The sequence below is a fragment of the Aurantimonas litoralis genome, from assembly GCF_026153195.1.
Classification (GTDB): Bacteria; Pseudomonadota; Alphaproteobacteria; order Rhizobiales; family Rhizobiaceae; genus Aurantimonas; species Aurantimonas coralicida.
Window position 1 is genome coordinate 163,433 of record NZ_JAPFBM010000009.1, and the last position, 13,799, is coordinate 177,231.

The 13,799-nt window shown below is 68.6% G+C and carries 12 protein-coding genes; 11 read left to right on the forward strand and 1 reads right to left on the reverse strand.

Features of this window, described 5'->3' with window-relative positions:
• The first annotated feature begins 38 nt into the window (after nucleotides 1–38).
• Complete coding sequence (locus tag N7I30_RS17635; protein ID WP_498640557.1) at nucleotides 39–983, forward strand: response regulator; 945 nt, start codon at nucleotides 39–41, stop codon at nucleotides 981–983.
• The gene (locus N7I30_RS17640; protein WP_498640559.1) at nucleotides 980–1,783 is read left to right on the forward strand and encodes a hypothetical protein; all 804 of its coding nucleotides are present in this window, start codon (nucleotides 980–982) and stop codon (nucleotides 1,781–1,783) included. The genes N7I30_RS17635 and N7I30_RS17640 overlap by 4 nt, the downstream gene beginning before the upstream one ends.
• 13 nt (nucleotides 1,784–1,796) lie before the next feature.
• Here the strand turns inward: N7I30_RS17640 and N7I30_RS17645 are convergent, their stop codons facing one another.
• A complete protein-coding gene (locus N7I30_RS17645; protein WP_498640561.1) occupies nucleotides 1,797–2,723 on the reverse strand; it encodes a glycoside hydrolase family 113 in 927 nt (308 codons plus the stop codon).
• Nucleotides 2,724–3,190: 467 nt separating this feature from the next.
• On the opposite strand from N7I30_RS17645, the gene N7I30_RS17650 reads away from it, so the two are divergent.
• The 9 genes from N7I30_RS17650 (at nucleotide 3,191) to N7I30_RS17690 (ending at nucleotide 13,797) form a co-directional block, all read left to right on the forward strand.
• The gene (locus N7I30_RS17650; protein ID WP_498640563.1) at nucleotides 3,191–3,703 is read left to right on the forward strand and encodes a hypothetical protein; all 513 of its coding nucleotides are present in this window, start codon (nucleotides 3,191–3,193) and stop codon (nucleotides 3,701–3,703) included.
• Between the two features lie 145 nt (nucleotides 3,704–3,848).
• Complete coding sequence (locus N7I30_RS17655; RefSeq protein ID WP_024350898.1) at nucleotides 3,849–5,117, forward strand: ABC transporter substrate-binding protein; 1,269 nt, start codon at nucleotides 3,849–3,851, stop codon at nucleotides 5,115–5,117.
• 73 nt (nucleotides 5,118–5,190) lie between these two features.
• Nucleotides 5,191–6,222, forward strand: coding sequence for a dehydroquinate synthase/iron-containing alcohol dehydrogenase family protein (locus N7I30_RS17660; protein ID WP_498640566.1), 1,032 nt, complete (start codon nucleotides 5,191–5,193; stop codon nucleotides 6,220–6,222).
• Entirely contained in the window at nucleotides 6,216–7,649 is a 1,434-nt protein-coding gene (locus tag N7I30_RS17665; protein ID WP_498640618.1) for an aldehyde dehydrogenase family protein, read from the forward strand. The genes N7I30_RS17660 and N7I30_RS17665 overlap by 7 nt, the downstream gene beginning before the upstream one ends.
• Nucleotides 7,650–7,808: 159 nt before the next feature.
• The gene (locus tag N7I30_RS17670; RefSeq protein ID WP_024350895.1) at nucleotides 7,809–8,696 is read left to right on the forward strand and encodes a helix-turn-helix transcriptional regulator; all 888 of its coding nucleotides are present in this window, start codon (nucleotides 7,809–7,811) and stop codon (nucleotides 8,694–8,696) included.
• Nucleotides 8,697–8,796: 100 nt separating this feature from the next.
• Nucleotides 8,797–9,807: a branched-chain amino acid ABC transporter permease gene (locus N7I30_RS17675; protein ID WP_413773364.1), complete on the forward strand. Its 1,011-nt coding sequence runs from the start codon at nucleotides 8,797–8,799 to the stop codon at nucleotides 9,805–9,807.
• A complete protein-coding gene (locus tag N7I30_RS17680) occupies nucleotides 9,808–10,863 on the forward strand; it encodes a branched-chain amino acid ABC transporter permease (protein ID WP_188075367.1) in 1,056 nt (351 codons plus the stop codon).
• Entirely contained in the window at nucleotides 10,860–11,639 is a 780-nt protein-coding gene (locus N7I30_RS17685) for an ABC transporter ATP-binding protein (RefSeq protein WP_498640569.1), read from the forward strand. The genes N7I30_RS17680 and N7I30_RS17685 overlap by 4 nt, the downstream gene beginning before the upstream one ends.
• Nucleotides 11,632–13,797 carry an ABC transporter permease gene (locus N7I30_RS17690; protein ID WP_498640571.1) on the forward strand — a complete coding sequence of 722 codons (2,166 nt, stop codon included), beginning with the start codon at nucleotides 11,632–11,634 and terminating at the stop codon, nucleotides 13,795–13,797. The genes N7I30_RS17685 and N7I30_RS17690 overlap by 8 nt, the downstream gene beginning before the upstream one ends.
• The last annotated feature ends 2 nt before the right edge of the window (nucleotides 13,798–13,799 follow it).

Sequence of the window (13,799 nt, forward strand, 5' to 3'; positions counted from 1 at the left end):
GGGGACGGGACGGGCCGGGCGCGTTCAAGGGGGAAGTGATGCGCATACTGGTGGTCGACGATTCCGAGGATGCCCGGGACATCATGGCCGTCACCCTGTCCTCCGGCGGCTACGAGGATCTGACCTTCGTCACCTCCGGGCAGGAGGGGCTGGATCGTCTGGCGCAGGGCGGCAGCGGGTCGGATGGCGCCTTCGACCTCGTGCTGCTCGACGTGATGATGCCGGGCATGGACGGCATCGAGGTCTGCGCGCGGATCCGCGCCGATGCCCGGCACCAGGATCTGCCGATCCTGATGGTCAGCTCCCTCAGCGATTCCGACTCCCTCTCCCAGGCCTTCATCGCCGGCGCCAACGACTATGTCACCAAGCCGATCCATCGGCTCGAGCTCCTGGCGCGGGTGCGCAGCATCGCCCGCCTGCGCGGCGAGCGCGATCTGCGCCAGGCCCGCGAGGCCGAGCTTCTGGAAACCGGGCGCAAGCCGGAAGCCGGCAGTGCCGCCGGCAACATGACCCTCGTCGATCCGCTGACCGGTCTTCTCGGCTGGGAAACCTTCGAGGCGCTGGTCCAGCGAGCCCCCGCCGCCGACGCGCCCCGCTTCGGGGCGCTGGCCTGGCAGATCGACGATCTGGACCGGCTGCGCGTTCGCGATGGCGATCAGGCGGCGCGCGATCTGATCAAGAGTACCGCACGCGTCCTGCAGGCGCTGCCGGCCCGCATCGGCGATCATCTGGCGCATTACGACGACGGTATCTTCGTCGCCTTTGCAAGGAACTGCACCGAGGCCGATCTGGCGGAGCTCGCCGCGCGCGCGCGCTCCGGCGTCGCCGGCACCGGCACGACGCTCAGCGTCGGAACGGTCATTTCCGACGGGCGCGAGCGGACCCCGCGCGACGTGGTCGCGGACGCGATCGCCGCGGCCGAGCGCGCCGCCGAGGATGGCGGCGACCGCGTCGTCACCCGCACCGCGCTGCTCGTCCCATGATCGGCGCGGTCGCCCTGCGGGCGCTGCTCGCCGCCGCGGTTGTTGGAGCCGGTACGGCCGCGGCGCATGCCGGCGCCTGGACCCAGGCGAAGGGCCACGGTCAAATCATCGTCTCGGGCACCTATACGGATTCGCCCAAGGGCTTCGACGACGATGGCAACGCCGTCGATATTCCCGACTATCGCAAGTTCGAGCTGAACACGCTGATCGAATACGGCATCACCGACGCGGTGACGGCGATCCTGCAGCCGCAGATCCAGTCGGTCGATATCGGCCAGCCCACCGACGCCTCGCGCTTCGGGCTCGGCTATTCCGAGCTGGGCGGCCGCGTCAGGCTGTGGTCCGACGATGTCTCGGTATTGTCGGGACAGGTTGTCGCCCGCATTCCCGGCACCTATGACGACGACGATCCGGCCTCCATCGGCAACACCGATCCCGAGCTCGACATGCGGATGCTCTACGGCCGCTCCTTCGGCATCGGAAGCTGGTCGTCCTTCCTCGACGTCCAGCTCGGCTATCGCGCCCGCTTCGGCGACCCGCCGAGCGAGTTCAAGGCCGACGTGACCTTCGGCACCCGCCCGGCCGACGATCTCCTGCTTCTGGTTCAGTCGTTCAATTCGATCGGCGACGGCAGCGAGAAATCGTTCTTCGTCAGCGGCAGCGAACACAAGCTGCAGCTCAGCGGCGTCTGGGACGTCAATGAAAGCTGGTCGCTGCAGCTCGGCGGTGTGGCCACCATCGCCGGCGAGAACGCCCTGCGCGAACGCGGCCTCGTCGCCGCTGTCTGGCACCGGTTCTGAGCCGTCCGGCGGCTCAGCAGCCGCCGCGCCAGTGGCAGAACAGCACGCCTTCGGTGAGTTTCCCCTGCACCGTGAAATCGGTGTCGGCCCGCCCGCCGGCGTCGGGATCGGTGAACCACCGCCAGACCCAGGCGCCTTCGACGACGGCCGGGTCGAACTGGCAATGCCATTCGGCGATCACTGTCGCCTGCAATACGTCGTCGGGCGCCGCGTCGCGTTCCTCGGCGCTCTCCCAGGGCTTGGCCGCTGCGCCCACGGCCGACCGCAATCCATACTCCGCCACCCAGACCTTCCGCCCGCTCTTTCGTGACACGGCCGCGATACGCCGAAGCTGGTCGGCCATGGCTGCGGCCCAGTCCTGACGTGCGTCGTCGGCGCCGAGCGGCGGATAGAGGCTGACGCCGATCCGGTCGAGCTGCGCCCAGAACGGCACCGTCTCGGCCTCGTCGGCATTGTGGGCGACATAGACGAGCGTGCCGGGGAAGATCGCCCTGATCTCCGCAATCAGCCCTGGCCATTCCGGCCGGCCGGTGGATTGCACCAGCTCGGTGCCGACGGCGAGGGAGGTGGCGCCCGCATCCGCCGCCACCTGGGCAATGTCGATCAGCGCCGTGCGGTAATGGCCGAACCAGGTGGTCCACGCCGCATCGTCGGGCATCGATATGGCGCCGGCCCATGTCTCAGGCACCCACACATGCGGCTTGACGAAGGCGTCGAGCCCCGCCGCCTGCGCCGCCGCGATCGCCACGCGAAGCTCGTCGAGGCTCATGTCGGACCCGAGCCCGATCTGCGGATCGTCAGGCCCCGGCTGCCAGAGGAACGGCACGATCGCCACGTTGTTGGCGCCGAGCTTCGCCAGCCGGGAAAGGCTCTCGCGGCTGGCCGGCGACCCGAAGGGCGCATTCTCGGTGCGGATCAGATTGACGCCGTTGGTCTGCAAGCGCGGCTCCCCGGAACAGGCCGGCGCTGAAACAGCGGCCCCTGTCGTCATCGTCAGCGCGATCCCTGCCGCGAGCAGGCGGCATCCCCAGGCGCCGGCCGGAGCCAGCCAGCCTGTCGCGCACCGCGCCGGGCGCCTGCCGATACCCTCCGCGCAGCGGCGTCCCGCATCTGTCGTCGCTCGCAAGCCCAAACCGGCACCACTCCCTCGATCGCAGCCCGCCGATGTGCGGCGACCGCGTCCCGATCATTATGCCCGCCGAACCCTCCGCCGGACCAGCGCCGATACCGCTGATCGCGCGATCGTGTGGCGCGATGCCGGGACGCGGAGGCGTGCCGGTCTTCCCGCCCACTAGCCAAACGGAGGCGATTTATCAGACGCCTGGGTACGGCATGCCGCGCGCCGGGCTTGAGCCTATGCGACCGGGCGAGGACGCTTGGCCGGTATCAGGACGGAGGGGCGAAAGCATGCAGGACGAGCGGTGGCGCGACGACGAGCGCGACGTGGAACCCCGCCAGGCCACGCCGGCGGCCCTGTCGCTCTATCGCGCCTTTGAGCGCCCGGCCCAGATCGTCCTCGTGGTGTGCCAGATGCTCCTGGGGCTGGGCCTTGCCATCGCGCTGATCCTCAAGCTCTACATGCTGCTGTTCACCGACAGCGTCTGCGTCGTGGATGCCGCGAGCCTCGGCAACATGATCCGCTGCACGCCGGCGCTGGCGCTGCTGGGGCAGACGCTGATGCTGGTCGCCGCCTTCCGCGTCGCCGCCCTGTTGTTCTCGCGGCGTCTCGACGGGCTGTTCGAGGCGCTCGCGCTGGGCGTTGCGGGCGCCCTGATCCGCATCGTCTCGACCCTGCCGTCGGACGGGCCGGTCTGGCAGCAGACGCTGATGATCGCCGCTCTCGTCGCGGTCGGCGGCGCGCTGGTGCTCGGCCTGCGCCTCGGCGGCCTGTCGCAGCGTGACCCTGGCGACCGCCAGTAAGCGCGAAAGTGCAAAAAAAAGATCACAGGATACGCCAGCGCACTTCCGGTGATCGGTCTTTCGGCCGGCTCGGTCAGGCTTGGCATTCGGGCGGCCCGTCTCAGGAGCGGCGTGGTGCGGACCGAAATCTATGGGAGGATAGCAGATGAAAACTACATGGATGTGCGGTTTATCGACACTCGCCCTGCTTGCCGCGGGCGCAACGCAGGCTGTGGCGCAGGATAGTTCCGACCCGGTCAAGATCGGCGTGCTGGTGACGCTGGAAGGGACCTACACCGTACCGGGCCAGGACGGCGTGCGCGGTCTGGAGGCGGCGCTGAAGGCGGCCGACTACCAGGCCGGTGGCCGCAAGATCGAGGTCATCACCCAGTCCACCGACACCACGCCGGACAGCGCCACCCGCGGCGCCCGCAAGCTGGTCGACCAGGACGGCGTCGACATCGTCATCGGGCCGTTGTCCGGCTCCGAAGGCATCGCGATCCGCGACTATTCCAAGACCCGGCCGGACGTCACCTTCATCAACGGCATCTCCGGCGCCATGGAGACCACCTACGTCACGCCGTCCGAGAACTTCTTCCGCTTCAACATCGACGGCGCGCAGTGGTCGGCGGGTCTCGGCGAATACGTCTTCAACGAGAAGGACTACAAATACGTCGCCACCATCGGCGAGGACTATTCCTTCATCTACACCCAGGTCTTCGGCTTCGTGACCGAGTTCTGCCGGGCCGGCGGCGAGATCACCGACCGGTTCTGGGTGCCGCTGGGCACCAAGGATTTCGGCTCGATCATCGCGGCGCTACCCGACGACGTGGACGCCATCTATCTGGGCCTGGGCGGCGGCGACGCCGTCAACTTTCTCAACCAGTATCAGCAGGCCGGCGGCCAGGCGAACCTCATCGGCGGCTCGATCATGGTCGACGGATCGGTGCTGTCGTCGGAAGGCAGTGCCAAGCAGGCCCTGATCGGGGTGCCGTCCTCCGGCCCGCAGGCCGACACCTGGGACGATCCGCGCTGGCAGGAATGGGTGAAGCTCTATCAGGACAGCTTCCCCGAGAGCGATCGCTTCCCCACCCCGTCGCTGTTCGCGACCGGCTACTACAACGCGACCAGCGCGGCGCTGCAGTGCCTGAGCACGGTGGAGGGCGACCTCTCCGACGGCCAGACGAAGTTCCGCGACTGCCTGTCGAACCTCAAGCTCGAGGCGCCGAACGGCGACATCACCCTCGACGAGAACCGCCAGGCGATCGGCGCGAACTTCGTGACCGAAGTGGTGGAACTCGACGACGGCACGCTGGCCAACAAGATGGTCCGCAAGGTCGACGACGTGAACCAGACGCTGGGCATCGAGAAGGCCGCGTTCGATGCCATCGGCCTGCCGAGCCGCGACGTTCCGGCCTGTCAGAAGTCCTACTGACGCGAGAGCCAGCGGCCCGGGTGCGCGTGCGCCCGGGCCGCCGTCTTCCCGACATATCGCATCGGCCGGGGCAATGACGCTCATCACCTATCCTACGCGCGTGCACTTTGCCGACGCCGTTCTCGCCGAGGCGCTGCATTCGGAGATCGAGAGCATGGCGCTGCTCGCACCGCTGCTGATCGTCCCCGACGCGCCCGGCGCCGCCGAGAGCCGCGAGGTCATCCTGTCCGGCCTGCCGGTCGCAACCGACATCCTGTCCTTCGATCTCGCCGAAACGGCCGATCTGTCGACCGCCGCAGTGGCCCTGTGCGAGCAGTTCGCCGGCCAGCGCGTCGACACCATCATCGCCTTCGGGGCCGCGCGGGCGATCGAGCTCGGCCGCAAGGCCCGCAAGATGCTGTCGCAATTCGGGCCACGGCCCAAGCTCTACGCCGTGCCGGGCATCGACGGTCTGCCCGACCCCTGCCGACGCAATGTCGAAAGCTGGCGCAGCGGCCTGCCCGACGTCCTGATCTGCGATCCGACGCTGATCCTGTCGGCCGGTCCCGAGGACAATCTGCGCTCAGCCCTGCGCAGCCTCGTGCGCAGCCTCGAATCCTATCTGGCCTCCACCTACAATCCGACCGCTGACGGCATGGCGCTCGACGCCTTCAGCCGCAGCGTCGCCAATCTGCCGCGGCTCGCGGCGGCCCCCGACGTCACGGTCAGCCGCGAGCTGATGGCCGCTGGCCTCAATGCCGCGCTGAGCCAGCAGAAGGGGCTGGGCCCGGCCCAGATGCTGGCGGTGGTGCTCGCCGCCCAGCATTCCGGCCTCGACGCGCTGGCCGCCGCACGGTTGCTCCTGCCAGGTGCCTTGGCGGCGATGGAGGCCGAAGTCGAGCGCACCGATCTTTTGGGCCGGATGATCGGTGCCGGCGAGGATCGGGGCGCGGGCGCCGCGACGGAGCGGCTGTCGGCCTATCTCGGCGCGATCCCCAGCCTTGCGCCGCGCCTGTCGGATCTCGGCCTGACGCCGGACGATCTCGATGAGGCGGTGTCCGAGGCCGAGCGCGCCGACATCCTGCCGAAAGGCGCCGCCCGCACGGTGCTGGAGGGGGTCTGGTGAAGCCGCTGCTGATCGGCGGGGAATGGGTCACGACCTCCCACGCCTTGCCCAATGTGAACCCGTCCGACGTTTCCGACATCGTCGATGTCCATGCCCAGGCCGGCCGGTCCGAGGCGGAGGCCGCCATTGCCGCGGCGACCGCCGCCGCACCCGCCTGGGGCCGCTCCGATCCCCAGACCCGGTCCGACATCCTGCACCGGGCCGGCGAGGAGGCGCTGCGCCGGGCCGACGAGCTCGGCCGCCTGCTGGCCCGCGAAGAGGGCAAGGTCCTGCGCGATGCCATTGCCGAAGTCGCCCGGGCCGGTCGCATCCTGCGCTATTTCGCCGGCGAGCCGCTGCGCACCGGCGGCCAGTTCCTGCCGTCGGTCCGTCCCGGCGTGACGATCGAGATCACCCGCGAGCCGGTGGGCGTCGTCGGCATCATCACGCCGTGGAACTTCCCGATGGCGATCCCGGCCTGGAAGATCGCGCCGGCGCTCGCCTGGGGCAACACGGTGGTGTTCAAGCCCGCCGAGCTGGCGCCCGGCTGCGCCTGGGCGCTGGCCGATATCCTGCAGCGCGCCGGATTGCCGGCCGGCGTCCTGAATCTCTTGACCGGTCCCGGCTCCGTCGTCGGGCAGACGATGCTGGACGACGCCCGCGTCGATGCGATCAGCTTCACCGGTTCGCAGGCGACCGGCGCGCGGGTCATGGCCGCCAGCGCGCCGTTGCAGCGCAAGGTGCAGCTGGAAATGGGCGGCAAGAACCCGCTCGTCGTCCTCGACGACGCCGATCTCGACAGGGCCGTCGCGGCGGCGGTGGACGGCGCCTATTTCTCCACCGGGCAGCGCTGTACCGCCTCCTCGCGGCTGATCGTGACCGAGCGCATCCACGACCGTTTCGTCAGCGCGGTCGCCGAGCGCCTTGCAGGGCTGTGCACCGGCCATGCGCTGGAGGAAGGCACCGACATCGGTCCGGTCGTCGACGCAGCGCAGCTTCGCATCGACGAGGCGGCCATCGCCCGCGCCCGCGCCCAGGGCGGCAGCCTGCGGGTCGGGGGAGATCGGGTGACGCAGGCGACGGAGGGCTTCTTCCTGTCGCCGGCCCTGATCACCGAAACGACCAGCGACATGGCCATCAATCGTGAGGAGGTGTTCGGTCCCGTCGCCTCCGTCATCCGGGTGCGCGACTATGACGAGGCGTTGGCGACCGCCAACGAGACCGATTTCGGACTGTGCGCCGGCATCTGTACCGAAAGCCTGAAATACGCCAGCGATTTCAAGCGCAACGCGCGCGCCGGAATGGTCATGGTCAATCTGCCGACGGCCGGCGTCGACTATCACGTGCCGTTCGGCGGAACGCGCGCCTCGAGCTTCGGGCCGCGCGAGCAGGGGGCCTTCGCAGCGGAATTCTACAGCACCGTGAAGACGGCCTACACCGCCTCTTAGGCACGTTTGAAGCACTCGCGACCGGCGTGCGCTGTATACCGCAAAGTCTGTTTCTTTGTTCTTCGAACTTGTCTGGCCGCACGGAACATGGCCCGATAATTGGCCGGTCGAAGCGGAGGGAGAAGCCGCGCGGCCGTCGTTGATCGGGAGGATCACGAAATGAGCCATGCTATCGCGGTGTGTCACGGCGCCTTCGGCCGTGCCGCGCTGTACGAGCTTGATCGCACCATCACCACCCATGCCCATCGCGAGGGGCATCTGGTGTTCTACGTGGGTGGCGATGCTGCCAGCCTGATGGTGCACAATGCGCGCAGCGACCTGACACCCGGCCATGCCGTCGCGGTCAGCCCGTGGGAGCCGCACTCCTTCCACGTGCCGGAAGGCCGGATCAACATCTGCCTCGTCCTCTACATCAAGCCGATGTGGTTCCTGGAAAACAGCGACATGGCGGAGTTCTCGCTGTCCTTCGGCCGGTCGCGGCTGACCCTCAACCAGAGGCAGCGCGAATTGCTGACCCGGATCACCGTCCTGTTGATGGGCAACGAGAACGCCATGGCGTTCGACGAATTGCTATTCACCCTGACGCAGGAGTGTTTCAGCCTGTCCTGGGACCAGCGCCACGGCCGGCGCCCCTCGGCCCTGCGCCGGTTCTCCGACTTTCGCGTCCGCCGCTCGCTGCGGCTGATCCAGGAAAAGGTCGGCGAGGAGATGCCGATCGACGAGGTCGCCCGCTCCGTCGGCCTGTCTCGCCCGCATTTCTTCAAGCTGTTCAAGCAGTTCATGGGCGTGACGCCGAATGTCTACATCAACACGCTGCGCTCCGAAAACGCCATTTCGGACCTTCTGAGCACCCCCAAATCGGTGACCGACATCGCCTTCGATCTCGGCTTTTCCAGCCAGGCGAGCTTCACCCGGTTCTTTTCCTCCAATGTCGGCATCGCGCCGAGCGAATACCGCCGGGTGGCGCATGTGACGTCGGGCGCTTTTCCGATGATGGGGGACCGCACCAGACTATCGGGTATGCCGCCGAGCCCCCGCCCGAACTAGCATCTGTCCCTTGAGAGCCATTGGCTCGGGGGAGATGAGCCGTGATCTTTGTGACGCGACCTGAGGTGTGCCAGGCACGGACCGGCCGGAGGGCCGGCACGTGAGGGTCTTTGCGACCCGGCATCCGATCTGGACCGCGATCCTGGCGATCGTGGCGGTCGTCCTGCTGTGGGCGATCTTCGCCGTCTGGCCCGAGGGCCTCGAAGACGTCATCGGTCGCAAGAAGATCTTCCTCAATGCGCTGTTCAACGGCGTCACCCTCGGCGGGCTCTACTTCCTCGTCGCGTCGGGCTTCACCCTGATCTTCGGCCTGATGCGCAACGTCAACCTCGCCCATGGCTCGCTCTACCTGATCGGCGGCTATGTCGGCTTCTACACCGCCGACATCACCGGCTGGTGGCTCTTGGCGTTTCCGGTGGCCTTCATCATCGTCGGGCTGATCGGCGTCCTGATGCAGATCTTCGTCTTTCGCCGGATGGAGGGCGAGGACCTGCGCCAGACCCTCGTGACCATCGGCATTTCGATCGTGCTGGCCGACCTGATGCTGTGGAGCTTCGGCGGCGATTTCTACAACATCACCCCGCCGCAATGGCTCTCCGGGCCGCTCGATACCTTCTTCACCACCGGCTACGACCGGCGCGGCGAGCTGATCTTCCTGCGCTATCCGTCCGTGCGCATCGTCATCTTCCTCGCCGCCGTGGTCGTCGGATTGGCCATGTGGCTGATGCTCAACCGGACCCGGATCGGCATGCTGGTGCGCGCCGGCGTCGACGATCGTGACATGCTGTCGGCGACCGGCGTGCGCATCCAGCTCGTCTTCGCCTGTGTCTTTGCCTTCGGGGCCGGCTTGGCCGGGGTCGCGGGGGTGGTGGGCGGTACCTTCCAGTCGGTCGCGCCGGGCGAGGACACGCGGTTCCTGCTCGCCTCCCTCGTCGTCGTCATCGTCGGCGGCATGGGCTCGATCCCCGGCGCCGCCCTCGGGGCCCTGCTGATCGGCATGGCCGAGCAGTTCGGCTCGGTCTATTTCCCGACCTACGCCGTGGTGCTGACCTTCCTGATCATGGTCGTGGTGCTGGCCTTCCGGCCCTACGGCCTCCTGGGGCGCGCCTAGATGGTGGCGATCGACAGGCCCTCCGTCACGGCGCGGCCCTCGGGCCTCGAGCGGGTGCCCGCGGCCTACTGGGTGGTCGGGCTGCTGCTGCTGGTGATGCCGGCCTTCGCCTCGGGCTTCTTCCTGTTCCAGATCATGGGCTGGGCCTTCGTCCTCGGCCTGATCGCCCTGAGCCTGATGTTCCTTGCCGGCTATGGCGGCATGGTCAGCCTGGCGCAGATGTCCTTCGCCGGACTGGCCGGCTACCTCGTCGCGATCTTCGGCGTGAGCGGCGTCAGCGCGGTCTCGCAGGGCTGGCCGTGGTGGGTGGTGATCCCGCTGGCGCTGGCGATCACCATGCTGTTCTCCACCGCCGTCGGCTGGCTCGCCGTGCGGACCGAGGGCATCTACACGATCATGATCACCCTCGCCATCGCGGCGGCGTTCTTCTACTTCACCCGCCAGAACTACGACGTCTTCAACGGCTTCTCGGGTTTCAACTCGGTGCTGCCGCCGCAGCTGTTCGGGGTGAACTGGCGCGAGTCGGTGCCGTTCTACTATCTGTCGCTGTTCTGGGCGGCCGTGGGCTATTTCGCCGTCCTCTACATCAGCCGCGCGCCCTTCGGCCTGGCGCTGCAGGGCGTGCGGGACAATCCGCGGCGGATGGCGGCGCTCGGCTACAACGTCACCGCGCACCGGGTCGCGGCCTATGCCTTTGCCGGGCTGATCGCCGGCGTCGGCGGCATCCTGCTGACCTGGCAGAGCCAGCAGATATCGCCCGGCACGGTCGGCATCCAGCCGGCCATCGATATCCTCGTCATCGCGGTCGTCGGCGGGTTGCGCCATCCGATCGGAGCCTTCATCGGCGCGCTGATCTACGTGCTTCTGAAGACCTTCTCTACCGACGTCCTGATCTCGCTCGGCCTCTCCGGCGAGCGCTTCCAGCTCCTGGTCGGTATCGGCTTCCTGGTCGTCGTGTTCTTCTCGCCCGACGGCTTTCTCGGCATGTGGGACAAGTTCCGCGAGAGCCGCAATCGGGATCCGCTGACCGGCACCGACCGGAGGCAGGCGCCATGAGCGCCGCCGCACCCTCGCGCGGCGCCAGCGCCGACTACGCCCTCGAACTGCGCGGCGTCTCGAAACGCTTCGGCGCGCTGGAGGCGCTGGGCGGCATCGACCTGAAGGTGCGCCCCGGCGAGCGCCACGCGGTGCTCGGCTCGAACGGCGCCGGCAAGACCACCCTGTTCAACTGCATCACCGGCGATTTTCCGCCGACCACCGGCGCGATCCGCTTCTTCGGCGAGGACGTGACCGAGTTTCCCGCCCAGGAGCGGATCCGGCGCGGCCTGCGGCGCACCTATCAGATCTCGCTGCTGTTCAGCGGGTTGAGTGTCCGCGACAATGTCTATCTGGCCTGCCGCGGCGTCTCGCGCGGCCGGTTCTCGTTTCGCCGGCCGGGCAATCGCGACGCGCTGGTGGCCACCGCCGAGGATCTCGTGCGCACCGTCAATCTGGGCGACGTGATGGGCCAGACGGTGGCCGATCTCAGCTACGGCCAGCAGCGCCAGCTGGAGATCGCCATGGCGCTGTCGGGGGCGCCGCGCTTCATCCTGTTCGACGAGCCCGCCGCCGGCCTGTCGCCGACCGAGCGGCGCGAACTGATCGGCATCCTGACCGGCCTGCCGGGCCATGTCGGCTTCATCATCATCGAGCACGACATGGACGTCGCCCTCAGGGTCAGCGAGCGGGTCACGATGATGCACAACGGTCGTGTCTTCAAGGAAGGCAAGCCGGCCGAGATCGAGGACGATCCCGAGGTCCAGGCGCTGTATCTCGGAGGCGGGCATGGCTGAGGGCACGCCCATTCTCGAGGTCCGCGACCTCAACGTCTATTACGGCCACAGCCACGCGCTGCAGGGCGTGAACCTGCGCATCGGCGGCGGCATCCTGTCGGTCGTCGGCCGCAACGGCATGGGCAAGACGACCCTGTGCAAGGCGATCATGGGCCTGGTGCCGGTGCGCGCCGGGTCGATCGCGCTGGGCGGGCAGGCCATTGCCGGCCGCACCCCGGCCGAGATCGCCCGCATGGGCGTCGGCTACGTGCCGCAGGGGCGCCGCCTGTGGCGCTCGCTGACGGTCGACGAACATCTGCAGCTCGTCGCGACGAAGGGCGGCGCCTGGACGCCCGAGCGCATCTATTCGGTGTTTCCGCGCCTGGCCGAGCGCCGCAGCAATGGTGGCGGGCAATTGTCCGGCGGCGAACAGCAGATGCTGGCCATCGGCCGGGCGCTGCTGCTCAACCCGCGTCTTCTGGTCATGGACGAACCGACCGAGGGCCTTGCCCCGGTGATCGTCAACCAGGTCGCCGAAATGCTGGTGCGTCTGGGCCAGGAAGGCGACATCGACGTCCTGGTGATCGAGCAGAATATCGGCGTCGCCTGTTCCGTCGCCGACCGCGTCGCGATCATGATCAATGGCAAGGTCGACCGGGTGATGGAGGCGAGCGTTCTCGCCGCCGACCGCGACCTGCAGCAGGCGCTTCTCGGCGTCGGCCGCCACGCCCATGACGAGACGCCGGGGCCCGATGCGCCGCGCCGCGAGGCCGCGACGCCGGCCGAGAGCGGCCCGGTCCGCATCTACCTGTCCAATCCGAAGCTCCCGACCCGCTGGTCGGCGAACGTGCCGGTCCACGTCATCGAGCGCGCCGCGCGCACCGTCACGACGCCGGCCGAGACCCCGGCCACGGCAGGCCGCCCGATGGCGCCCGCGGCGACGCGGGGCGGCACCGTCTATGTCTGCGGAACGCTCGACACCAAGGGCGCCGAGTTGCGCTACATGCGCGACATCGTCAAGGCCGCCGGCCTGCGCGTCGCCATGGTCGACCTCTCGACCAGCGGCAAGCCGTCGGGCGCCGATACGCCGCCCAATGTCGTGGCGGGCCATCATCCGCGCGGCGCGGCGGGCGTCTTCACCGGCGACCGCGGCAGTGCGGTGGCCGGCATGACCCTCGCCTTCGAGCGCTGGATGCGGGCCCAGACCGATGTCGCGGGGCTGCTGGCGGCCGGCGGATCGGGTGGCACGGCCCTGGTGGCGCCGGCCTTCCGCAGCCTTCCCGTCGGCGTGCCCAAGCTCGTCGTCTCGACCGTCGCATCCGGCAACACCGCGCAATATGTCGGCGCCTCCGACATCACCCTGATGCCGTCCGTCGCCGACGTGCAGGGGCTCAACACGATCACCCGGCAGGTCCTGGCCAATGCCGCCAACGCCGTCGCCGGCATGGTGAAGGCGCGGGCGAGCGCGGCCCCGGCAGCCGACCGCCCGACGGTGGGCCTGACCATGTTCGGGGTCACCACGACCTGCGTCCAGGCCGTCGTGAAGGAACTGGAGGCCGATTATGACTGCCTCGTCTTCCACGCCACCGGCACCGGCGGGCGGGCGATGGAAAAGCTCGTGGCGAGCGGCATGCTGGGCGCGGTCCTCGACCTGACCACCACCGAGATCTGCGACATGGTCGCCGGCGGCGTCTTCGCGGCCGACGAGACCCGGTTCGACGCGATGATCGCCAGCGGGCAGCCCTATATCGGCGCCTGCGGCGCCCTCGACATGGTCAATTTCAACGCCCCCGAGACGGTGCCCGAGCGCTATCGCGACCGGCTGTTCTACGAGCACAATCCGCAGATCACCCTGATGCGGACGACACCGGCGGAAAACGCCGAGATGGGCCGCTTCATCGGCGAGAAGCTCAACCGCATGAACGGTCCGGTGCGGTTCTACCTGCCCGAGGGCGGCGTCTCGGCGCTCGATGCGCCGGGCCAGCCCTTCTGGGACCCGGCCGCCGACCGCGCGCTGTTCGCCGCGCTGGAAGAGACGGTGCGCCAGACCGCGTCCCGCAAGCTCGTTCGCGTCCCCCACAACATCAACGACCCGGCCTTCGCGGCGGAGATCCTGCGCAGCTTCCGCAGCCTGCATTCGCGCCCGCAAAGCCCGTCGAAACTGTCCCGGAGAGCCTGACC